Raw genomic sequence first — 22594 nt, forward strand, 5'->3', positions numbered from 1 at the left:
TGCGTGTTCAGACGGTGCGCCTCTGCCCTTTTTTGGGGTTAAATGCTCAACGCCCCGCTCCTCGTGTGAGGTGCGGGGCGTTGGGCTACAACGTTTCCACGTTACGCTTAAGGGTTAATCCTTAGGCGGGGATGGTCAGAACCTGGCCGGGGAAGATCAGGTCAACGTTGTAGATGATGTCGGTGTTCGCAGCTGCGATTGCCTGGTAGCCGCCTGCAACGCCGAGCTTTGCAGCGATCAGCGAGAGGGAGTCACCGGGAACCACGGTGTAGGTGCCTGCTGCAGCCTTGGGAGCTGCAACGGGTGCAGCCGCGGGAGCTGCTGCTGCGGGAGCCTCAACTGCCGGTGCAGCGGGTGCTGCTGCGGGAGCCTCGACTACTGCGGGTGCTGCCTGAGCTGCCGGTGCAGCAGGTGCTGCTGCGGGAGCCTCAACTGCTGCGGGTGCAGCCTGAGCTGCAGGAGCTGCGGGTGCAGCCTGTGCCGCGGGAGCGGTGTAGGTCTGCTGGGTCTGCGACTGTGCAGCCACGGTGGTGGTGGGCTCGGTGTAGGTGGGAGCTGCGCCGGTCTTGCCGTAGAGGCCAAGCTTAGCGGAGCATGCGGGCCATGCGCCCCAGCCCTGGATAGCGAGCAGACGCTCGCCAGCCTCGATCTGCTGTGCACGGGAAGCGGTCGCGGGGGAGCCGGACATGCCGACGCCGTTCCAGGACTGCTGGGTGAACTGCAGACCGCCGTAGAAGCCGTTACCGGTGTTGATGGACCAGTTGCCACCGGACTCGCACTGTGCCAGTGCGTCCCAGGTAGCACCGTCTACTGCGTTTGCAGCGGGCATCGACATGGTAGCTGCTACAGCGCCACCGATGGCGAGAGCTGCTGCGGTACGACGAATGGAAGTGTTCTTCATAATGCTCCTTGGGGCCGTCCCCGCTCGTTCCGTCCCCGGAACTCTAGCGCGCCGCCGCTCACCCTTTGATAACGAAGTAGGTTACTCATATTCTGGCTCTACCATGTGAGCGGCTCTCCACCGATTTCATGTCACCGTGAGCGATTCTGCACTTATGTGCGGAATCCGGGTGGCACTTCCTCGATGGGGACGTGCGGTAGAACCGGGCATCGTTTCAAGCATTCCAAGCTTGAAACCACACAGGTGATTCTCTTGCAAGAATCCATCTGGTCTCAAAGATAGCCGAGGTTTTTTATGATTCCAACCCGATTTCAAGTTCACAGCGAACGTCCCGGGTTCTCCCAGGGTTCTTCCAGGTTAAAAGTGCAGGAAACATTATTTAAGACCTTGAGCCCCGCGCGCCTTAAGGGTTTCACCCCGGAATTTCGGGGTTTTCTAGGGGTTTAACTCGGATGCGCTCCCCTGCTGAGTTTTCCAATTCGGGGTTGATGGGCGCCACCTTTAAGGGTTTTGAACAGCGTGTAAATATTTTTTAAATATTTCTTCGCTTTGGGAGTGTTTTAAGGCGCTTCCGCCTTAAAAGCTGTGGTAATTATAAATGCCAGAAATTGGCATTCAGACCCTGAAGCACGCACTCCAGAGCCTGAATGCTCTATATATTGCAGGGGTCAGATTCAGATGACCCCGCTACCGGGTCTACTCGGCGGTAGCCTCAACAGCCTCCGGACCACCCTCGAGCAGGGCGGTGAAGCCCTCTTCATCCAGAACCTTCAGACCCAGTTGCTGAGCCTTATCCAGCTTCGAGCCGGCGTTCGCGCCAGCGACCACAAAGTGGGTCCTCTTAGATACAGAACCGGATGCCTTACCGCCGCGAGAAATAATGGCTTCCTTCGCACCGTCACGGGTGTAACCGTTCAGCGTGCCGGTCACGACCACGGTCAGGCCCTCCAGGGTGCGCTCTACGGACTCGTCACGAGTATCTTCCATGCGCACACCGGCGGCAGCCCAGGAGTCCACCACCTCGGCGTGCCAGTCCTCAGCAAACCATTCAATAATCGAGTCGGCAATCGTGGTGCCCACACCGTCCACAGCGGCAAGGCGTTCACGGTCAGCCTCGCGGATCGCCTGCATCGAACCGAACTCCGCGGCGAGCGCGCGGGCAGCGGTCGGGCCCACGTGGCGAATCGAGAGGGCAACCAGTACGCGCCACAGCGGCTGTTGTTTTGCCTTCTCCAACTCGGCGAAGAGGTTCAGCGTATTCTTCGTGGGCTTCGGCTCGGGGCGTGCCTTGGTCGGCTTGGTGTAGAAGTAGGGCACACGCTCCATCTTTCCGGTGCCCACACCCTTGACCTTCTTCTCACGCTCGATGGTGACCTCGCGCAGGTCCTCAATGTTGAGGCTAAACAGGTGCGCCTCGGTGGTTAGCGGAGGGGTGTCCGGGGTTGCCGGGCTGGTGAGTGCCTTTGCTGCTTCGAAGCCGAGCGCCTCAATATCGAAGGCGCCGCGGCTTGCGGCATAGTACACGCGCTCGGTCAGCTGTGCCGGGCAGGAGCGAGGGTTAGTGCAACGCAGGTCCACGTCGCCTTCCTTGCCGGGGGCAAGGGGCGAGCCGCAGGAGGGGCATTCGCTGGGCATGACGAACTCGCGTTCGGTGCCGTCACGTAGGGCAACCACGGGGGCGACGATCTCGGGGATCACGTCGCCTGCCTTGCGCAGCACCACGGTGTCACCGATGAGCACGCCCTTAGCCTTGACCACGTCCTGGTTGTGCAGGGTGGCACGTTCCACGGTCGAGCCGGAGACGAACACGGGCTCCATGACGCCGTAGGGGGTCACGCGGCCGGTGCGTCCCACATCCACGCGAATGTCCAGTAGCTTGGTGTGCACCTCTTCGGGCGGGTACTTGTACGCGACCGCCCAGCGCGGCACGCGGGAGGTGTAGCCCAGCTGAGCCTGGGTCGCGAAGTCGTTGACCTTAATGACGATGCCGTCGATTTCGTGCACCAGGGAGTGGCGCTGCTCGCCGTACTTATTAATGAAGTCGAAGACCGCCTCAGTGTTATCGGCGATTTCGCTGTAGGGGCTCACGGGCAGACCCCAGGAGGCGAGCAGGTCGTAAGTCTCGTACTGAGTGGCAATGTCCAGGCCGGTGCGCGAACCGATGCCGTGCACGTACATGCTCAGCGGGCGCGAGGCGGTAATCGCCGCGTCCTTCTGGCGCAGGGAGCCTGCCGCGGCGTTACGCGGGTTCGCGAAGGGGTTCTTGCCGGCGGCAATCATGGACTCGTTGAGCTTCTCGAAGTCGGCGGAGGAGATGAACACCTCGCCGCGGATTTCAATCTCTTCGGGGTGGTTCTCGCCGGTCAGCTGCTGCGGGATGCTCGAGATGGTGCGCACGTTGTGGGTGACGTCTTCGCCGGTGGTGCCGTCGCCGCGAGTTGCCGCGCGTACGAGGGTGCCGTTGCGGTAGAGCAGGTTCACAGCCAGGCCGTCGATCTTCAGCTCGGTCAGCCACTGCGGTGCGGCGCCGGTGAGGGTTCGGACGCTCTCTTCGGTCTTGGTCAGCCAGGTGCGGAGCTCTTCGAAGGAGAAGACGTCCTCGAGGGAGTACATGCGCTGCAGGTGGGTGACGGGCGCGAAAGCTTCGATGGCTTCGCCGCCGACTTCCTGGGTGGGCGAGTCGTTGGCGATGATGAGCGGGTGCTCCGCCTCAATGATTTCGAGGCGGCGGTAGAGCTTATCGTACTCGGCGTCAGAGAGGAAGGGCGCATCCTCGTTGTAGTAGGCGCGGCGGGCGGCACGAATCTTATCGGTCAGTTCCGCGTACTCGGCGCGCAGGGCCTCGGTAATCTCCGCAGTGTTTTCTGCGGCGTTTTCTGCGGGGCTCTCTGCTCGAGTCTCGGCGGGGGCAGTCTGCTGGGTGGTGTTGTTCTCAGTCACCCGTCCAGTCTAGCGTTTTTGCTCCGCCTCTCCCCTATCGCTCGTCATATTGGCAGGTTCCGCGAGCGCGAACGATGAGGCAAGCGTGCCGTAGCCACTTACCGGATTGCGCTTCCTTAGTTTCTGTGCGCGGATACAGTTCACCCCCGCCTCCTACAGGCACTCGCACGAGTACCCGAAGAGAGCGGGGGGTGAATCATAAGGTATGAAGTTTAGGCTTCGAGTTTAGGCCTCGACAGCGTCGGCAACAATCACGGTAATGTTGTCGCGACCGCCGGAACGCAGCGCCTCGTGCTGGAGCACGTCAGCGGCGTCCTGCGGGTGGCGGATCGAGGTGAGTACGCGTGCCATGTATTCGTGCGAAAGCTCACCGGAAAGACCATCGGAGCAGAGCATCAGGCGGTCACCGGCGCGGGCGGGCAGAACCCAGAAGTCCGGTTCCCAGTAGTTGCCGGTACCCAGCGCGCGGGTAATCACGTTGCGGCGCGGGTGGGTCAGCGCCTCCAGGGCGGTAATCTGACCCTCGTCAACCAGGTACTGCACCTCGGAGTGGTCAGTGGTGACCTGCTCCAGCGAGGCGGCCCCTTCAGCGCCGGGCAGCTTCTCCATGGCGGAGTGGTGAATACCCTCGTCCTCACGCAGCAGGCGGTAGGTTCGGGAGTCACCCACGTTGAAAATAACCCACAGGTTACGGTCACCGATGCTGGTCAGCCAGGCGCCGGTGACGGTCGTGCCGCCGGCGCGGGAGAGCGCCTGCTTAATTTCTTCGTTGGTTTCGCCAAGGATATCGTGCAGGCGGTTCAGGGTGCCCACGATTTCATTGTTAAGCAGGGTGTTTGCGCGGCGACGGCGCTTGGCGGGGTCGGATTCGTCAATGGCGGCGAGGCGTTCAGCGTAGGCCTGCTGCTCCTCTTCGCTACGGCCACCGGGCATGGTGAAGAAGGGCGAGTAGGCAAGCTGACGCACGCACAGACGCGATGCTACTTCGCCGGCTTCGTGGCCTCCCATGCCGTCCGCGACCACGCAAAGGGAACCGGCGACGACCATCGAATCTTCGTTATTTTCTCGATGTGCGCCGCGGTGCGTTGCACCACCGGTACGTAGTTTCAGTTCAGTCATGAGAGGTCTATCTCCATTGTGTAGTTCGCGCGACGAGTCACCGCCACGGGGTCTACGTTACCAAAGCTTCTAACGTTTCGCGTCCCTTGAGAGGTGAGAGTATAGCGATTTCCCACCTGTCGGAGCGTGTTTGCTGTCTCATTATCGGTCAGCACGGTACCCGGTTCAGCCAGGGAAACCAAGCGCGCAGCCAGGTTCACACTGGAGCCGTACACATCACCGCGGTTAGCCAGAACCTCACCCCAGATGAAGGCGACACGTGCATCCGGCAGTTGCGGGTCGGCACCGATCTTTTCGGAGAGCTGCAGGCTGATTTCTGCGATAGCGTCCGGGGTTTCGGTGAGGAAGAAAACTTCGTCACCGAGAGTCTTAATAATGCGACCGCCCAGGGGTGCAATAACGTCCAGGCAACTCTGCTCGAAGTGGTTGATGAGCTGAGAAAGAGCCGCGGCGTCCAGGTTACGCACCAGGGAGGTATAGGAAACCAGGTCAACGAACCCTACGCCTCGCACCAGGGGCAGGCGGGAAAGTCCGGAGGTGGTCACGTTGTTTTCGCGCAATCCCAGGCGCAGGATTCCGGCGTACATCTGGCGACGGTATGCGTAGAGCGCCAGACGCTCGAGAACCTCGAGGTAACGCGGGAAGTCTTTGAGGAGCTTGCGGCGGGCATCATTATCGCTGAGGTTTTCGGTGACCATAATGTTGTGCACGAGCGCCTCAATCTGCCAGGCGACGGTACGGTCGGTCAGTTGACCTTCAGCGCGCACGAGGGATGCCACATATTCCATGCGAATGTCGCCGTCTGCGTCCAACTTCTGCAGGTCGGCGAGCATCTGCACGTCTGTTTCAGTGAAGTAGGGCGAGTGGTTGGGGATTGTCGGGAAGCCCACATTGTGCCAGATACGCTGGGCGGTTTCGAGGGGAAGTCCGGCGCATTCTGCGGCTTCTACGGGGGTGTAGCGGCGCCCCTGTCCCAGGAGCGACTTTTCGAGGGCTCGGATTCCCGCCTTGGATTCCTCGTCGCGGTAGATATTGTTCTGGGCGAGGTTCTGCAGAATTTTGAGGTTCAGCATTTGGGTTTCGGGGCCCATGGTGGCGCCGGTACCCTGCGGAGAGTGCGCAGGTTCATGGTGGTCTGCCGTGCTCATTGCCGCTGCCGCTCCTTTCATATCTGCCGGATTATCTGTTCTGTCGTGCGGATGCGCTGGCGTGTGCCGTGCGTCGATTGTGCACTGCTTCACTGTATAGCGCCTTGTTAATATACCCCCCACTGCGGTGTTTTGGGCGTCAAAGCGCCCGCACCCAAAGATATTTTAGTGGAGTAATTCACATTTAAGAATACTCTAATCCGCATTTTTTCGGCAGATTTAGGCGCCGGGTTAGGCTCCGAGCCAACCGGTCCACCCTCCTTATAGTGGGCGGACGCACCCCAGAGAGGGCTAGATATAGCGGGAACGCAGGGCGTAGTAGTCGCGTCGAGCGGATTTAATTTCTTTTTCAAAACGCTTGGGTTCAGGCACATAGGTCAGACGGTGATGCGCTCCGCGGCAGACCACATACACGGACCCATAGCCCAACCAGGCACCCGGGCCACGCTGTTTTGCCCAGCGCTCGCCCATGGAATCCAGGTAGAGGGATTCGTCTCCGCTACGGGTCATCACACCGCGGCGCACTACGAGCCGATGGGTGGTCAGCAGGTAGTAGGTGGTAACCCACCGCCAGGCAGTACGCACAGCACCAAGCAGGGCACCCACCGCACACATCGTGCCGAGAGTCCACAGAATCGGTGAGGACCGTGCCGTGGAGGCAAAGGTTGAGGCGGCGATGGCAACCAGCAGGTAGGCAAGCGCGGGCAGCAGGGCACCGTAGTGCTGTCGGGTGGCGATGATGACATGCTCACCGGGGTTGAGTTTTCCGCGCAGGCGCATGGTGTTCCTTAGCTGTGCTGGTGGGTGTGTACCGGATTAGAGGCGCCGGTTTGAGGTGGTGCGGGCGTATTCAGTGTTGCTGTGCCGGGCAAAATTTTATGGGCAGAAACTTTATAGGTTGGTTCTAGTGTGCCTGCTGAAAATCTCCGTAGCTACCGTTGGCGGGGCGAAGATGCTCAATATCGCCCACCGCGTAGGGCTCTATGGTTCCGTCCTCGCGGCGAATGAGGATGCGCCCCTGCGCATCGAGGTCTTCGGCAATGCCATCTACGGTGCTTCCGTCGGGCAGGCTCATGCGCACGCTGGCTCCGAGGGTTGCGGTGGAGGCGCGTGCCTGGTCGAGCAGGCTGATGCTCTGTGGGTTGAGGGGGTCGGGGTTGAGGGGGTCGGGGCGTTCGGGGTCACCACCGGCGCGCACGAAGGCGCGGTAGCGGCGGGCGAAGATGCCGAGCAGTCGGGCGAGCACCTCGGAGGAGTCGATGACCTGCCCGGTGCACAGGCTCAGGCTGGTGGCAGTGGGTACGGGCAGCTGTTCGGCGGACATGTTCGTGTTCTGGCCGATGCCCACAATGATGCTGCGCTGCCCCTCGGTGGAGCCGCTTTCGGGAACGAGCTGGGCGAGAATTCCGCACCCCTTAGCGCCCTGCGCGATGACGTCGTTGGGCCATTTGAGGGCGGCATCCACGCCGTAGCTGCGCCAAATATCGACCACGCTGAGCCCGGCGATGAGGGTCAGCCAGTGGTAGCTGTCTTCGGGTAGTTCTCGGGCGAGAGGGTCTGTGGAGGCGTGCGGGCGCACCACGATACTTGCGGCGAGGCAGGCCCCGGGAGGGGCGGTCCAGGCTCGGGCGAGGCGGCCGCGTCCGGCGCTTTGGTAGAGGCTGGCGTAGACGGAGAGCTCACCGAGCTGTTCGCGTTCGGGGTCCGTGCCGTCCATAAGTAGCTCGCGGGCGCGGGTGGTGGTGGAGTCGACTTCATCGTAGAGGTTTACGCTGGAGTAGCCCGCGTCCAGCGCCACGGTGCGGATGCGCGGCGCATCCAAAACCGAATGATCACTCTCGTTATGCATGTTTTCAGCCATAGCCTGCACCTTTCTGTCCTACCTCAATCAGTCCTGCAATTCGCAGACCCGCTATCAACCTGCCGCCGTAATCTGCCGGTTTCTACCGAGTCGCACTGATTTCTCACCATACCAATTTCTTGCCGCCGGTGATGCCCACCGGCACCCGAGACGGTACATTAGACAGTGAGGGTGCATCAAGCACCGACCGGCCGCGGAGGTTCCTCCGCCCTGCTCGAAAGAAGACCGCTATGGCTTATTACGCAATTACTTACGTTTACGCAGCTCCCGAGGAGCAGGCGAAGTACCGTCCGGCTCACCGCGAGTACCTTGGTTCGCAGATTGAGGCGGGCAACCTGATTGTTTCCGGTCCCCTGCTGGATGGCGAGACCCCCGCCGGCGCTCTGCTGATTGCAAAGGTTGACTCCGCTGAGGCTGCCGAGAAGATTGTGGCTAACGACCCGATGAACATTGGTGGCGCGGTTCTGTCTCACACCGTCACCGAGTGGAACCCGGTCCTGGGCACCATCTAAGCGTCATTTCACGTTGAAAGCTTGAACGTAGACCCCCTTCCGCAGGCAAGGATTGCCGAGGCGGAAGGGGGGTTTTCTGCGCTCTTTTGAGCCGCGCTTTCGCACTTTTCGTTTACTATATGCACCTTCTTGGGTACTGAGTGCATAAAAGTGTATCTAGTGTTGATATTCTGGCTTCTCACCTGGCATATGTGGGCTAGTTCGCACTATAGTTGAAAGATATGCACATTGTTCAAGAGTGCTCTTCGGGGCACCTGAGCACCTTATCACCGCAACCACTGGCTCCCGACGATCGGGTGGAGCAGGAACGAGGAATAATGTCCGAGAACCTCCAGCAGGAATTTGATTTGAGCACCACCGCCGGTAAGCTCGCTGATTTTTATGCACGTCGAGAGCGCAGCTTCGCGCCCAGCGGTGAGGCAGCTATCGAGAAGCAGCACGCACGCGGCAAGCACACCGCCCGCGAGCGCATCGATATGCTTCTGGACGAGGGTTCTTTCGTAGAGTTTGATGCCCTCGCCCGCCACCGCACCACCGCATTCGGCATGGAGGCGAAGAAGCCTCTGGGTGACGGCCTGGTCTCCGGTTACGGCACCGTGGATGGTCGCCTGGTTGCCGTGTATTCGCAGGATTTCACCGTCTACGGTGGTTCTCTCTCGCAGGTGAACGGCGAGAAGATTGTGAAGGTGCAGAAGTTCGCTCTGAAGAACGGTTGCCCGGTCATCGGCATTAACGATGGTGGTGGCGCCCGCATTCAGGAGGGCGTGGCTTCCCTGGCGATGTTTGCCGACATTTTCCGTATGAACGTGCGTGCGTCCGGCGTGGTTCCGCAGATTTCTGTCATTATGGGCCCCTGCGCTGGCGGTGCCGCGTACTCCCCAGCGCTGACTGACTACATCATCATGGTGGATAAGACTTCGCACATGTTCATTACCGGCCCGGACGTCATTAAGACCGTGACCGGCGAGGATGTGGACATGGAGACCCTCGGCGGTGCGCGTCAGCACAACTCCGTGACCGGTACCAGCACCTACCTGGCTGAGGATGAAGAAGACGCGTTCGATTTTGTGCGTGAGCTCCTCGAGTTCCTGCCCTCGAATAACCTTGCAGAGTCCCTGCCCCTGGAGCACGACCAGGAGCCCGTGGTGACGGTAGACGATCTGGACCTGGACACCCTGATCCCGGATTCGGCAAACCAGCCTTATGACATGCGCGCGGTCATTGAGTCCGTGGTCGATGACGGCCACTTCCTGGAGATGCAGGCGCTGTACGCCCCGAACGTGATGATTGGTTACGCCCGCGTTGAGGGCCGCACGGTCGGTATTGTGGCGAACCAGCCGATGCAGTTCGCCGGCTGCCTGGACATTTCGGCTTCCGAGAAGGCCGCCCGCTTCGTGCGTCATTGCGATGCGTTCAACATTCCGATTCTGACTTTTGTGGATGTTCCCGGCTTCCTGCCCGGCACCGATCAGGAGTTCAACGGCATTATTCGCCGCGGCGCTAAGCTGCTCTACGCTTACGCGGAGGCTACCGTTCCGCTGGTTACCGTCATTACCCGTAAGGCGTACGGCGGTGCGTACATTGTGATGGGTTCGAAGAAGCTGGGTGCCGATATTAACCTGGCGTGGCCCACCGCTCAGATTGGTGTGATGGGTGCTCAGGGTGCGGTGAATATTCTGTACCGTCGTGAGCTGGCGGCTCTGGCGGCTGAGGGTGGCGATGTTGAGGCTCGCCGCGCTGAGCTGATTGCCAAGTATGAGGAAGAGCTGCTGAACCCGTACCAGGCTGCCGAGTTGGGTTACATTGACGAGGTGATTGCCCCGAGCGAGACTCGCGTGCGCATCATTTCTTCGCTGCGTGCCCTGCACGATAAGCGCGCGGCTACCCCGGCAAAGAAGCACGGTAACATCCCGCTGTAGGCTTCCGCTGTGCCCGCGCCGTGTATGGCGCGGGCCTTCGCACGATTTTAGGTTTTCTAAGGAGGCGTGCCTTTGGCAGGCTACAATCCGCTGAGTTATTTCTCGTTCGGCAAGAAGAAGGATAGTTCGGAGGCTACTGAGAGCGCCGAGCAGCTTGAGCGCGGGTCTTCCCGTGCTACCTCTTCCGCCAGTTCTTCTGCGCGCGCGGATACCGTTCCCAGCACCGCGAAGGATTCCGTTCAGTCTTCGGTAGATACTGACGCTGAGCAGGAGCCTCTACTGAAGGTGGTTAAGGGCTCCCCCACTGAGGAGGAGATTGCCGCCCTAACCGCTGTGGTGGCGATGATGCAGGCGAATGCCGCGCAGCAGGAGCAGAACTCGCTGGTGGGTGCTGCTTCGCGTATCTTGAACCGCGGTCAGCGCCTGGGTGTTTCGTTGCGTCCGGGCCCCGGTTCGTGGAGGCGCGCTCGCCCCAGGTAACGCGAGCTGATAACTCTGCTTCTTATATTCCCGTCACGCCGGTTGGTGTGGCGGGAATATATTGTTTTGCTTCAAATTCAAGATTTATATTGCGTTATTCAACATCTAATGCGCTGATTCCCGTGGTTTTGTCATATTAGAAACGATAAAGTCATGATGATACGTACTGATGCTACGATGTATATACCATCACATTAGTGTTAATAAATTGGCAGGGACCATGGCAAAGATGCTGAATAAAAACCATAGGCCCCCACCGGATGTCTATATCGCGCTTCTGTTGCCGACGCTACGGCGCTTGTCGAAGACTGTGCCTCGCACCGCCGCCTATGTTAGTGAGCAGTTGCGGCAGCAGACTAAGGCGTTGGGGTCAAAGAAGAACCTACCGGCTCTTGAATCCACCGATTTTGCGGTGGCTGTGCGCACCACCTTGAAAATCTTGGTGGCACTTCGTTATGCCCAGCTGATGCCTCGTATAACCCCGTGGGAGAAGAGGAAGTACCTGCTCACTCCTCTGGGTGCCGAGCTGACCTGCACCCCGCATCTGCACGGTTCGGTACCGCCGCGTGTGGTGAAGCAGGTGCAGGCGCTGTGTGCGCAGAGTTTGACGGCAAGGACGACGAAGAAGCTCAAGAAGCAGGCGAACGCACTCCTGGCGACTGCGGAGGCGGAGCATCGCCTCATTTTTGGTGCTCCTGACACTGGTGCCCTTAACGCTCTGCCGCCTTTCTCAGGCGCTGATCATGCTCAGTTGAACCCCGCTGCTTATGATGCAACCGATGCTGACTGCCCTATACCCGCCCTGAATTCCGCTGGGCCTGCGAATTCCTGGCCTGCCGGTCAGTCTCCGCTGGATATTATTTTGCGTGCCAGCGATTCGCCGGTGATTCACGCTCAGGCCGAGTTTGCGGAGCATTTTACACAGGATTTGATTCAGCACATTCACGCGGTGACGCCAGAATATTTTGAGCAGATTGTTGCCGATATTTTTACGGCTCTCGGTTTTAATACCGAGGTAACCGGCGGTGCCGACGATAAGGGTGTTGACGTTATTGCCCGCTATTCTGATGGCCTGGATTTCGCGCCGATCTATATTCAGGTGAAGCACTATTGCGGAACCATGAAGGTCACCCCCAATGAGATTCAGAAGCTTGCCGGTGCGGTACTTTTACACGGCGGTTTGCAGGGTGTTTTGGTGACCTGCGGTGCTTTTGCACATCCGGTGCCCGAGTATTTGCAGGGTTTGCCGGGGGCACGCAATATTGCTCTGGTTGATCAGCATCAGCTGGTGGAGCTGATGATTCGCCATCGTGTGGGTGTGCTTGATGGTGAGGGCGAGTGCGGTTATCGCATTGATGAGGAGTATTTTGCTCGCGGATTGGAGTAACCGGGGGCTTGGGGTAAGTATTTTCCTCTGAATGTCTCTGGTCTTCGCGCATTTCCTACGTCATTTCACTTAATGTATTTTCACTTTTCCTTGAGGATATTTTTCATATATCGGTTGGTTTTAGAAAACTAGGTTATTTCCTGAACCAGCCGATACAATGGGAGGGTAATGCGTTATATATACTCGCATTATTTCACGAAGTGTATATACCCGTGACGGTATCAGCACTTCACCATAATTTATAGCGTTCTTTCTGAAGTGTTCGTCATAGAAGACGGTACGTGAGCGGAACGTGCTGAGAAATCTACCGTTCCTACTTCTCTTCACGTACTTCTCTTCACAAGGGGTTACCAAAGTGGGTTACCAAAGTGTCGACCCAAAAATAAAGATGGTGTCGCCCAGTATTGTGTGAATATTTTCCCGCTCGAATGACTGCACTTTATGAAGAACGCCTGCACGATAAATAACACTAGATAAGGAGCCCGGCGTGGCTTTTGTGAATAAAACAATGCTCCATATCGATCATTCCGAATTGCACTCTTTGCAGCAGGAAACCTCGTGGGAGGCTCTACCCGAGGAAGCACGCACTCTCAGCATTGCGGCGGCTTTCTCTCTGCTCCGCCATTTTGAGCGCGCGCAGGATCGTGGCGAGAAGGTTTTCTTCCCCGATATGTACACCCCGGTTGGCGTGGACCTGGGTTTCAACATGACTCAGCGTTTCATTGCGGTCGGTGACAATGTCCTCTTCCGTGAGGCACTCAATAAGCTGATTGCGGCGCTGGTCAATGCTGATTATCTTGAGGTGTCCCTCAGCCAGTTGCATCCGGGCAACCTGCACTACACCCTCAGCGAGGCTGGCCGTGAGCTTTTGGGTACCCCGAAGGAACAGCAGGCGCAGGCTCTTCTGCCGGTTCTGCCTCTGCAGAGCGGCGTGTACCTGCACTATCTGAAGCAGTTCTACCCGGTTCTGCTCTCGCACATTACGGTGCGTGAGCTTCTGCCCATTGTCCTGAGCGTTACCCCGTCCTACCCTGCGGCGGCGCCCGTGAAGATTCGTGAGCTGGTGCTGCGTGAGTGCGGTTTTGTGCAGGGCTGGTACGGCCTGTCGTACCTGGAGCAGCGCATTGTTGAGCCGGTGATTGCTCAGGCGCTGAGCCTGCTGACCCGTGAGGGCTACCTGCGCACCAAGACGATCCACGAGCACACGGATTCTCCGCTGACTCTGTACTCGCTGTCGCCTTCGGCGAAGGAGCTGGTGGCACGCCACGAGGAGACCGGCGTGCCGGCGAGCGAGCTGAGCTCCGTACTGGCGCTGGTGAAGGATGAGGGCACCTCGATTACCGCTGAGGATATTGCCGCAACCGACGCTCTGCTAACCCACATGGGCGTTCTTCTGCTCGATACTCTCAACGACCACGGCGCCGACGTGGAGCTGAGCCTTCCGAGCCTGGAGCAGGTCTTTGACCGAGACGAGCGTATTCAGCAGGCGTCTTCGAACCCCTACTTTGTGCAGATTGAAGCGCAGGATTACATCTACGATGTGCTGACCGCGCACCACTACCTATCCGAGCGTGAGACCGTCTACTCGCTGGGTTCCGCGTTTGCGCCCGCCCTGGCGCAGATGGCTGAGCCGAGCGTTCAGAAGCTGGTGGCTTCGGCTCTGCTCGATCCTGCCGCTGTGGATGCTCTGCCGTACCCGCATCAGCTGCTGTACCCGATTCTGAAGATTGTGGAGGAGAACCCGCGCATCTCCTACTACGATATTTACGATGAGCTGAAGATCGCCCTGGACATCCCGTACCTGCAGGGTGAGGTCGCTCCGCACCGCTACAAGCTCACTCCGCGTCTGCGTAACCGCTACTCGGTGGCGATGCACGTGCTGAAGGGCGAGCGCTACCTGAACGCTCTGCGTGAGGGTACCGGTCGTACTTCCCGCAAGAACCCGGAGCGTTACGAGCTGAGCGAGGCGGGTAAGGAGCTACTCAAGCGTTTCCCGGAGGGTGCTCCGGAGGCGGTGACCGCCCGCATGGCGCCGTTGCCGCCGCAGTCGCTCAAGCATAAGCTGCCTCTGGATATTGCCGCTGAACTGCAGGCTCGTGAGGAGGCTCTTCAGGCTGCCAAGGAGGCGCGTGCCGCGGAGCGTCAGGCTCGTCTGGCGGCCCGTGAGGGTCGTGAGCCGTTGGCTCCGGTACCGGGTGCTTCTCCGGCGCTGTTGGCGCGTCCGGCTGGTTCGCCGGTGGCGGCTGCTACGCAGGCTCCCGCTGAGGTTCCGGCGGCTGCGCCGGTTGTTTCCGCGGCTCCGGTTGTTGAGCCGGCTGCGCCCGCTGTTTCTGCTGCTGAGCCCTCGACCGCGCTGCAGGTTGCTGCCGCTCAGGTGCGTGAGGCTCTGAAGCGTTACCGTCAGGTCTTCCGCCGTGAGGCGCTGGCACCGGCACTGGCTCAGGTGTCTGAGGAGCGTTTCCGCAGCATTGGTTTCGATCTGTTCCTGATGCGTGGCTACACCGTGGAGGCTCTTCAGGCGCAGGGCGTGGACGGCGTGGCAACCCCCGCCACCGGCGAAAAAGAGCGAGCATTCTATGTTCGCACTCTGCGCCCGGTAGCTGGCGGTGTGCTGTCCGCGAGCGTTCAGCCGCAGGATATTACCGCGTTCTTCCTGGCGATTCACGCCCGCGGCGGTCAGCTCGGCACCTTCATCACGAACGCGGCGTTCAGCGATGAGGCGTACGACGAGTTCATCCGCTGCTCGACCAAGTACCCGAACATTCTGGTGGACTTGGTGTCCGGCGATGAGCTGCAGGACCGCCTCATTGCGCACCGCCTCGGCGTGGTCGAGAGCGCAAACGGTCTGCTGGAGCTGAACGGTGAATACTTCGCCGGCTAGCCTCCCCGGCTAGCAGCTTTTAGCCTATCTTGGGCACGCCCCGGTTTTCTCTTTCCTACACGTTCAGGAGGGAGAAAGCCGGGGCGTTTTCGCGCATCCGCCCCTGGGAGTTGTCCACAGGTGGGCCCTTTTGTCGCATTCGGTGCCGCTCAGCCCGTAATATTGCCGGTTTAAGCGAGCTAAATCACCGAAAATCGTGGTTGAAGGCACACCCCTGCGTTAGGATATGAACATGAGCACTTACCAGGAACTTCCCAGCATCTACCGATTGAAGCGCTCGCTGACCGACGTCGATCAGATTGCTAACGAATACTTTGAAAAGGTCCTCGACCTGAACCCCGTCCATGCAACCGAGCTTGGTCGTAAGGGCGTAGAGACCCTGTACCCCGATTACTCGCCCGCCGGCGAGAAGGCTTTTGCGCGCCTTGCAAAGAAGACTTTGAAAAAGGTCGATAACGTCCTGCCTATTGATGATGTTGACCTGGTCACCCTGGATGCTCTGCAGGAGCGTCTGAGCCTGTACCGCAAGCAGTACAAGGCTGGTTTTGGTGGCTGGCAGCTGAACAATATTGCGTCCGTCCCGCAGGAGGTGCGCTCGGTCTTCGACCTGATGAAGCGCAACACCCAGCAGGATTGGGAGCACATTGTCGGTCGTATGCACCGCGTCACCGAGGCGCTGGAGGGCTACATCCAGACTCTTGAGGCGGCTCGTGAAGAGGGCAAGGTTGCCCCGCGCCGCCAGGTGGATATTGTCATTGAGCAGACTGCCGCGTACTACGCTCCCGGTGGTTTCTTTGACGATCTGGCGGCTGAGGTCGCCGAGGCTGTCCCCGCGCTGAAGGATGAGGCTGCCGCCGGTGCCGAGGCAGCGAAGGAAGGCTACCGCCGCCTCAACAGCTACCTGGTGGAGAAGTTGCAGCCGGTCGCGCCCTCCCGCGACGCTGTGGGCCGTAAGGCGTACAGCCTGCACTCCCGTTCGTTCCTGGGCACCACCATTGACCTGGACGAAACCTACGCCTGGGGCGTGAAGGAGCTGGAGAGCATTATCGCTCGTCAGCGTGAGGTTGCCGAGGAGATTGAGCCGGGCGCAAGCATTGAGCGCGCGAAGCAGCTGCTCGATGAGGACCCGGCACGTCAGCTGCACGGCACCGATGAGCTGAAGGCGTGGATGCAGAAGCTCGCCGACGCCGCGGTGGAGAACCTGGCGGGTAGCCACTTCGAGATCGGCGGCCCCATGCGCCGTATTGAGTGCTGCATTGCCCCCACGAACGAGGGCGGTATTTACTACACCGGCCCCTCCCCCGATTTCTCGCGTCCGGGCCGCATGTGGTGGTCGGTTCCCGAGGGTGAGGACACGTTCACTACCTGGCGTGAAACCTCCACCGTGTACCACGAGGGCGTTCCGGGCCACCACCTGCAGATTGCGATTGCTACGGCGTTGCAGGGCACCATGAACTCTTGGCGTACGAACATGCTGTGGGTTTCCGGTCACGGTGAGGGCTGGGCGCTGTATGCCGAGCGCCTCATGGAGGAGCTGGGCTACCTGAAGGATCCGGGTGACCGCATGGGCATGCTGAATGCTCAGCGTATGCGTGCCGCCCGCGTGGTCTTCGATATTGGTGTTCACTGCGAGATGCCGATTCCCGATGAGTGGGCTGAGCAGCTGGGCGTTGAGCCGGGCACCATCTGGACCTCTGAGCTGGGTTACGAGTTCTTGAAGCTGAACCTGGATGAGTCCGAGGGCCACCTGCGTTTCGAGTTCCTGCGTTACCTGGGTTGGCCGGGTCAGGCGCCGAGCTACAAGATTGGCGAGCGCCTCTGGCTGGAGCTGCGCGATCAGGCTGTGCGCCGCGGCGATGACATGCGTGCTTTCCACACGCGTGCGCTTCTGCTCGGTTCGGTGGGTCTGGACACTCTGCGCCGTGCCCTGACCGATGAGATGATGCTCCCTCTGGACACTGAGGATGACGACGATGAGGACGACGAGTAGCCTCTAGTCTGCTCGCACCTCGCCGCTTCTGGAGTATCTCCGGGAGAGGCTCTATAGACGAAGCCCCCGCTTCAGCTTTGTGGCTGAGGCGGGGGCTTCGTTGTCTAGGTTAGCTCCCGGGGCTATCCGAAGTTTGCGGTGCCGGGGTCCGTGGTACCGAATCCCATGCCGGTGGAGTCGTTCAGGTCCACTAGGTGCGGGGCGAAGCGGCACCAGTAGTCGGTGAGCGCGCCGTTCGATTCGCGGATGCCCACGCCTACGGTGCGTCCGTCAACCACCCACACGCCGAGGATGGGGTGGCTAACCGGGTTGATAATGCCTTCGTAGCGCGGTGCCGGAATGTATTCCTGGTAGATGAATTCGCTTTCGGGGGCGTTGGCGAAGAAGTCGTCCTCTTCGGGCTTGATGAAGACGTCGTAATCGGGGGCGTAGATTTCTACGCCGTCGCCTTCGCGCCCGAAGATGGGCTTACGAACCCAGTTGCGCATGCCGCCGCGGTGGCCCGCGTAGGTGGGTACGAGGTTCGGGTGGCCGGGGTACTTGTCCCAGAGCGCGGCGAGCAGCAGCTTATTGGAGAGGAACATCTTCCATGCCGGCTCGATCCAACGGTTCATGGCGCCGTGGTAGGCGAATAGGAGCTTGTCGTAGCCTGCTTCGCTGTCGGTCACCAGATCTTCCCAGGGGTAGAGCTTGAAGAGGTTGGTGATGGGCCGTCCCTGGATGTCTTCCCAGCTCTTGGTGTCATCGTTGAAGATGACTTCGTCGATGGGAATCATGTGGGTTTTGATGCCCGCCTGCTGAGCCGAGTAGGCGATGAGCCAGAGGTTGTTGTAGTCCTCGTTGGTCTCGTCAATCTCGGGGGGCACGTGCGCCAGGTGCAGTACAGGCTGCACGCCCGCGGTGATTTCGGGGGCGAAGATGTGGCGCCAACGGTTGGCGAAGGCTTCACCGATTTCACCCCAGTGGGCGTAGCCGCGGGTGTCGAGGCGCTGGTCTTTCGCCCAGGTTTTCTGGCTGACTGCCGCCTCCACAATGCCGGTGGGGGTGTCGGCGTTGTATTCGAGCAGCTTCATCGGGTCGCCGGGCACGCCCGAGTAGGTGAAGTCGAAGCGTCCGTAGAAGTCGGCGTCGCGGCGGTTCCAGGATTCTACGGCGAGGTTGAATGCCGCCTGGGGCAGGCCGAGGGTACCGAACGCGCCGGAGGCGATGTACTCGACGGTTTCCAGGCACATGCGGTGCATTTCTTCCGCCTGGGCTCGCACAGAGTCCATTTCTTGCGGGCTAAAAATGTAGGCGGCGTATTCGTTCCAGTAGTGGTCGGTGTCGTGGGGGCCGTCCACGCTGTAGGTGAGGCCTTCCTCAATGATGACGTTCTCCCAGTCGGGTCGGCCGACGGGAAATTCTTCACGGCGCATGAGGGGCTAGGCTCCTTCGAAGTAGTGAATGGAAAATAGTGAGGAAAATGCGGGCGGGACCGTTCAGTCCCTGCCCGCATTCAGTGTGATGGCTTATGGCTTAGCCGCCGGAGGTACCGCCACCGGACTTCGAGCCGCCACCGAAACCGCCCTTGCTGCCGGACTTCGAGGAAGAGCCAGACTTGGACGAAGAACCGGACTTCGAGGACGAACCCGACTTGGAGGACGAACCCGATTTGGAGGTGTTCGACTTGCTGTAGGAGCCGGTGCTACCGCTATTGCTGGTGCCCTGCTTACCGCTGGAGACCGAGCCAGTGGTCTTATTACGCACCGAGGAGGTCTTACCGGAGTTATTGGTGCTGGTCACCTTGCCGGAGGAGACGGTGGAGGACTTCTTCGCGGTGCGGTAGGAGTCTTCGAAGCTACCGCCCTTGGAGGACACGCCACTGTAGACAGTGCCGTTGCTGGGGCGGGTGGTGCTGCCTCCGGAGAGCTTGGTGCCCACACCGGGAACCGTGGGGGTGCCGGTAGAGTTCGCGGCACTTTGGCGGCCCAGGTAGTACCAGAGGAACGCATTCGAATTATTGTGGGTGGTGGTCGAACCAGAAGTGCCCGAAGACCCAGAAGAGCCCGAGGAGCTGGAGGAACCCGACGAGCTCGACGAGCCCGAGGAATCGCTACTGGATGAGTCGGTCGGCTCCTGAACGCCTACCTTCTCACATTCGCTATCTTCCACACGCAGGCCGGTCTTCGCGTCCTGGCAGACGCGGGCGTACTCTTCGCCCTGCGACAGGAACGCGTTCTCTTCCTGGTGCATGGAGTTGTAGGCGAAGATGCCACCGCCAACCAGCAGCACGCCGGCACCCGCTACGGCAATCATCTTGGCGATGCCGGGGCGGGTCGCGCCCAGGTTCAGGGTCTGCTGGGCTGAGGTCTGTGCGGCGCGAGTGGCAAAATCTGCAACCGCTTCCATGCGATTGCGGGGCTTCTTCGGGCCGTTAGGGGTGGTGGTTCCGCCGGGGTATTGGGGAGCAGAACTCATGCATCTCTCCTTGAAAGGTGGTGCGTGGCGTAACGCTCAACGCGTACATGAAGCTGAGTGGGTACAGCATCATCCGGCGACTTTCGCCGGACTATCGGTGTGGTTCCAGCATATCAAGCCCTAGCTTTCGGATTATTAGCTGACGGCAAAATCTCAGCAAGCTTCCCCGCATGTTGCGCAGTTGTTTCCTTTCTGTTTGCTTTTGCGGCGATTCCTAATTAACTATCAGCCAATTTAACCGCCTATGTGGGGGGGCAACTGGCGGCGTTGCTGGTTGGGCTGCGGGGTTGGACTGCGGGGTTGGACTGCGGGATGTACAGCCAAAAGGTGCTACCGGGTGGTCACGGTTCTTCACACATCCCCTACACTGCACCGGATTGAAACACTTCTTCACACAAACTCGCGCGCGAGTGCACAAAAGTTTTAGAGTATGCCACATGTCTACACCGCATGCATCATCTCGTTCACGTTTACCCAAGTGGGCTACGTCTTTCGGCAACCAAATCATTGCCTCCCTCATCCTGGGTATTGTTCTCGGCGCGCTCGCCCTCGCACTGGGCGGGGACGCGAAGAGCAACCCCAACTGGCTCATGGTGACCCTGGATACTATCGGTTCCTCCTACGTCACCCTGCTGAAGGCGGCTGTTGTTCCGCTGATTTTCACCGCCGTGGTCGCTTCCATCTCGAACCTTTCGCAGGTGACGAACGCGGCACGCCTGGCGGTTAACACGCTCATCTGGTTCGCGATTACCGCATTCTTCGCTGTGCTCATCGGTATTGCAATGGGCCTGATCGTTCAGCCGGGCGTGGGCGCGCAGGTGCAGGGCAAGGCGTACACCGGATCGACCGGTTCGTGGACCGCGTTCCTGACCGGTCTGATTCCGGTGAATTTCCTGGGTCTGGGCGTCAGCGCTAAGTCCGGTGATTCCGGCATCACCGCCTCGGCATCCTTCAACGTGCTGCAGATCTTGGTCATTTCGGGCGCGGTCGGCATTGCCGCACTGAAGGTCGGCGAGGCTGCTAAGCCCTTCATCGACGTGGTCAAGAGCGCTCTGGCGATTATTCAGAAGATTCTGTGGTGGATTATCCGCCTGGCACCGCTGGGCACCGTGGGTCTGATCGCTAAGGCAGTGTTCGCCTACGGTTGGGCGTCGATGGGTTCGCTGGTTGCGTTCGTTATCGCCCTCTACATTGGTCTGCTGCTGGTCTTCCTGGTGGTCTACCCGATTATTGTGCGTGCGAACGGCCTGTCGGTCCGCCAGTACTTCTCGGGCGTGTGGCCGGCGCTCCAGCTGGGCTTCGTGTCCCGCTCTTCGATGGGTTCGATGCCGATGACCCAGACCGTTGCCGAACGTAACCTGGGCGTTCCCCGCGCCTACGCCTCCTTCGCGGTTCCGCTGGGTGCGACCACTAAGATGGACGGCTGCGCCTCGGTCTACCCGGCTCTTGCCGCAATCTTCGTGGCGCAGTTCTACGGTATTCAGCTGGACTTCACCCAGTACCTGCTGATTGTGATGGTGTCCGTGCTCGGCTCGGCCGCAACCGCCGGCACGACCGGCGCAATCGTGATGCTGACCCTGACCCTTTCCACTCTGGGTCTGCCGCTGGACGGTGTGGGTCTGCTCCTGGCGATTGACCCGATCGTTGACATGGGTCGTACCGCCCTGAACGTTGCCGGTCAGGCTCTGGTTCCCGCGATTGTGGCTCGCCGCGAGGGCATCCTGGATGAGGAGCTCTACAACGCTCCCCGTTCGGAGGGCGGCTTCGTGGCTCAGGAATTCTACGATGAGCGCATCGCCGGTGAGGCGCAGCGACTTCACGAGGTGGAGGACAACACCGTCGCGGCACGCCGCTAACCTGGCGACTCTTGAAGCTACACGGCGCTAGGCGTACTGCTTAGCGCCGTGTAGCTTCTCCGCCACATGCTCCCCTTATCATGGGCGAAATATATTTGGCAAGCGTCATAAAAGTGTCACTATTGATTCTTCTTTTCTTTAACGTTTGAGAAGAGTTATGATTTTGAACGGCGTGTTCCATCTCCTACGTGGTTGAGGGGGATGGGACACGCTCTTTTCGTCCCCCTTACTTTTCCGCCCATTCCCTCAGCATCTTGACACCCTTCAATCTGCACTCGAAGGTAAGGCTCACCCGCAAGGCTCTAAAATAGAACCTATGAGTACCACACCGATCCGTTTGATTCTTGCCTCCGCCTCCCCGGCGCGCCGCAAGCTCCTGGAAGACTCCCGCATTGCATTCACGGTGCGCGTCTCCTCCGTAGATGAGGACGCCGCGCTCGCCGCCGCCAATGAACAGGCACGAGCGCAGGGACGTGCGGGACTCACCCCGGCTGAAACCGCCTCCCTGCTGGCGCAGTTGAAGGCGCAAGCGGTTGCCGCTGAGCTCACCGCCGAGGGTGTGCGCGATGCACTGGTTCTAGGCTGCGATTCGGTGTTCGAATTTGACGGCGTTGCCTACGGCAAGCCCCACACGGCGGAGGCGGCACGCGAGCGCATCAGCGCGATGAGCGGCAACCACGGCGTACTGCATACCGGTCACGCGCTCGTGGATTTGCGCGATGTCGAGCCGGGTGCTGAGCTGCCTACCGTTTCTGAACTGCCCACTGTTTCTGAGCTACGCAGCGCCACCGTCCACTTTGATGCGCTCAGCCGCGAAGAAATCGAGGCGTACATTGCTACCGGTGAGCCGCTCTGGGTAGCCGGTTCCTTCACCCTCGACGGTTACGGTTCCGCGTTCATTCGCGGTATTGAGGGTGAGTTCCACACGGTGGTGGGTCTGTCCATCCACGCGCTACGCGATATGCTACGCCGCCGCGAAGTAGCGGTGACCGAGTTGTGGCTACCTCCCCAGGATGAGGAGTAGAGCCACTCCCACCGTATAAATCTGTCTCAAAGCGCGCTCTGCAATACACATTGTTGAACACCAATCGATAAGATAGAACAGTATGATGCGCGTTATATTCGCCATTCCCGCCGATTCTA

At 59.9% G+C, this 22594-nt stretch carries 16 protein-coding genes; 8 read left to right on the forward strand and 8 right to left on the reverse strand.

What is annotated here, in order from left to right; translation table 11 throughout:
- Positions 1–121: 121 nt before the first annotated feature.
- From AB8C10_RS05215 to AB8C10_RS05240, 6 genes are all read right to left on the reverse strand, one after another.
- Complete coding sequence (locus AB8C10_RS05215) at positions 122–901, reverse strand: transglycosylase family protein (protein WP_368867070.1); 780 nt, start codon at positions 899–901, stop codon at positions 122–124.
- Between the two features lie 696 nt (positions 902–1597).
- Positions 1598–3841: an NAD-dependent DNA ligase LigA gene (ligA, locus tag AB8C10_RS05220; RefSeq protein WP_439958519.1), complete on the reverse strand. Its 2244-nt coding sequence runs from the start codon at positions 3839–3841 to the stop codon at positions 1598–1600.
- Positions 3842–4066: 225 nt separating this feature from the next.
- The gene (locus AB8C10_RS05225) at positions 4067–4960 is read right to left on the reverse strand and encodes a PP2C family protein-serine/threonine phosphatase (RefSeq protein ID WP_012903977.1); all 894 of its coding nucleotides are present in this window, start codon (positions 4958–4960) and stop codon (positions 4067–4069) included.
- Positions 4957–6108: an adenylate/guanylate cyclase domain-containing protein gene (locus AB8C10_RS05230; protein ID WP_368867071.1), complete on the reverse strand. Its 1152-nt coding sequence runs from the start codon at positions 6106–6108 to the stop codon at positions 4957–4959. Before AB8C10_RS05230 ends, AB8C10_RS05225 begins: the two co-directional genes overlap by 4 nt.
- A gap of 291 nt (positions 6109–6399) precedes the next feature.
- A complete protein-coding gene (locus tag AB8C10_RS05235) occupies positions 6400–6888 on the reverse strand; it encodes a glucose ABC transporter permease (protein WP_070507790.1) in 489 nt (162 codons plus the stop codon).
- A gap of 124 nt (positions 6889–7012) precedes the next feature.
- The gene (locus AB8C10_RS05240) at positions 7013–7969 is read right to left on the reverse strand and encodes a biotin--[acetyl-CoA-carboxylase] ligase (protein WP_368867072.1); all 957 of its coding nucleotides are present in this window, start codon (positions 7967–7969) and stop codon (positions 7013–7015) included.
- 230 nt (positions 7970–8199) lie between these two features.
- On the opposite strand from AB8C10_RS05240, the gene AB8C10_RS05245 reads away from it, so the two are divergent.
- The 6 genes from AB8C10_RS05245 (at position 8200) to AB8C10_RS05270 (ending at position 17138) form a co-directional block, all read left to right on the forward strand.
- Positions 8200–8481, forward strand: coding sequence for a YciI family protein (locus tag AB8C10_RS05245; protein ID WP_005508857.1), 282 nt, complete (start codon positions 8200–8202; stop codon positions 8479–8481).
- Between the two features lie 317 nt (positions 8482–8798).
- Positions 8799–10400 carry an acyl-CoA carboxylase subunit beta gene (locus AB8C10_RS05250; protein ID WP_070667165.1) on the forward strand — a complete coding sequence of 534 codons (1602 nt, stop codon included), beginning with the start codon at positions 8799–8801 and terminating at the stop codon, positions 10398–10400.
- 66 nt (positions 10401–10466) lie between these two features.
- Positions 10467–10880, forward strand: coding sequence for an acyl-CoA carboxylase subunit epsilon (locus AB8C10_RS05255; protein ID WP_368867073.1), 414 nt, complete (start codon positions 10467–10469; stop codon positions 10878–10880).
- A 298-nt stretch (positions 10881–11178) separates the two neighbouring features.
- A complete protein-coding gene (locus AB8C10_RS05260; protein WP_368867074.1) occupies positions 11179–12267 on the forward strand; it encodes a restriction endonuclease in 1089 nt (362 codons plus the stop codon).
- 487 nt (positions 12268–12754) lie between these two features.
- Positions 12755–15148 carry a restriction endonuclease gene (locus AB8C10_RS05265; RefSeq protein WP_368867075.1) on the forward strand — a complete coding sequence of 798 codons (2394 nt, stop codon included), beginning with the start codon at positions 12755–12757 and terminating at the stop codon, positions 15146–15148.
- Between the two features lie 232 nt (positions 15149–15380).
- Positions 15381–17138: a DUF885 domain-containing protein gene (locus tag AB8C10_RS05270; protein ID WP_368867076.1), complete on the forward strand. Its 1758-nt coding sequence runs from the start codon at positions 15381–15383 to the stop codon at positions 17136–17138.
- A 122-nt stretch (positions 17139–17260) separates the two neighbouring features.
- Here AB8C10_RS05270 and AB8C10_RS05275 read toward each other — a convergent pair whose 3' ends face one another.
- Together AB8C10_RS05275 and AB8C10_RS05280 are read right to left on the reverse strand one after the other, a co-directional pair.
- Positions 17261–18553: a glutathionylspermidine synthase family protein gene (locus tag AB8C10_RS05275; RefSeq protein ID WP_368867077.1), complete on the reverse strand. Its 1293-nt coding sequence runs from the start codon at positions 18551–18553 to the stop codon at positions 17261–17263.
- 100 nt (positions 18554–18653) lie between these two features.
- On the reverse strand, positions 18654–19595 hold the full coding sequence (locus tag AB8C10_RS05280) for a hypothetical protein (protein WP_368867078.1): 942 nt from the start codon (positions 19593–19595) through the stop codon (positions 18654–18656).
- A 437-nt stretch (positions 19596–20032) separates the two neighbouring features.
- Between AB8C10_RS05280 and AB8C10_RS05285 the strand changes: the two genes are divergently transcribed.
- Positions 20033–21451 carry a dicarboxylate/amino acid:cation symporter gene (locus AB8C10_RS05285; protein ID WP_049341627.1) on the forward strand — a complete coding sequence of 473 codons (1419 nt, stop codon included), beginning with the start codon at positions 20033–20035 and terminating at the stop codon, positions 21449–21451.
- A gap of 316 nt (positions 21452–21767) precedes the next feature.
- Positions 21768–22475 (forward strand): nucleoside triphosphate pyrophosphatase, encoded by a 708-nt coding sequence (locus AB8C10_RS05290; RefSeq protein WP_368867079.1) that lies wholly within the window; start codon positions 21768–21770, stop codon positions 22473–22475.
- The last annotated feature ends 119 nt before the right edge of the window (positions 22476–22594 follow it).

Origin of the sequence: Rothia mucilaginosa (genome assembly GCF_964210535.1) — a bacterium.
GTDB lineage: Bacteria > Actinomycetota > Actinomycetes > Actinomycetales > Micrococcaceae > Rothia > Rothia mucilaginosa_F.

What these genes read in the sequence shown, in the direction of transcription:
- AB8C10_RS05270 (WP_368867076.1), top strand. Translation starts at nt 15,381, where the DNA reads ATGAGCACTTACCAGGAACTTCCCAGCATCTACCGATTGAAGCGCTCG.
- AB8C10_RS05290 (WP_368867079.1), top strand. Translation starts at nt 21,768, where the DNA reads ATGAGTACCACACCGATCCGTTTGATTCTTGCCTCCGCCTCCCCGGCG.
- AB8C10_RS05275 (WP_368867077.1), bottom strand. Translation starts at nt 18,553, where the DNA reads ATGCGCCGTGAAGAATTTCCCGTCGGCCGACCCGACTGGGAGAACGTC.
- AB8C10_RS05240 (WP_368867072.1), bottom strand. Translation starts at nt 7,969, where the DNA reads ATGGCTGAAAACATGCATAACGAGAGTGATCATTCGGTTTTGGATGCG.
- AB8C10_RS05285 (WP_049341627.1), top strand. Translation starts at nt 20,033, where the DNA reads ATGTCTACACCGCATGCATCATCTCGTTCACGTTTACCCAAGTGGGCT.
- AB8C10_RS05215 (WP_368867070.1), bottom strand. Translation starts at nt 901, where the DNA reads ATGAAGAACACTTCCATTCGTCGTACCGCAGCAGCTCTCGCCATCGGT.
- AB8C10_RS05235 (WP_070507790.1), bottom strand. Translation starts at nt 6,888, where the DNA reads ATGCGCCTGCGCGGAAAACTCAACCCCGGTGAGCATGTCATCATCGCC.
- AB8C10_RS05230 (WP_368867071.1), bottom strand. Translation starts at nt 6,108, where the DNA reads ATGAGCACGGCAGACCACCATGAACCTGCGCACTCTCCGCAGGGTACC.
- AB8C10_RS05245 (WP_005508857.1), top strand. Translation starts at nt 8,200, where the DNA reads ATGGCTTATTACGCAATTACTTACGTTTACGCAGCTCCCGAGGAGCAG.
- AB8C10_RS05250 (WP_070667165.1), top strand. Translation starts at nt 8,799, where the DNA reads ATGTCCGAGAACCTCCAGCAGGAATTTGATTTGAGCACCACCGCCGGT.
- AB8C10_RS05225 (WP_012903977.1), bottom strand. Translation starts at nt 4,960, where the DNA reads ATGACTGAACTGAAACTACGTACCGGTGGTGCAACGCACCGCGGCGCA.
- AB8C10_RS05280 (WP_368867078.1), bottom strand. Translation starts at nt 19,595, where the DNA reads ATGAGTTCTGCTCCCCAATACCCCGGCGGAACCACCACCCCTAACGGC.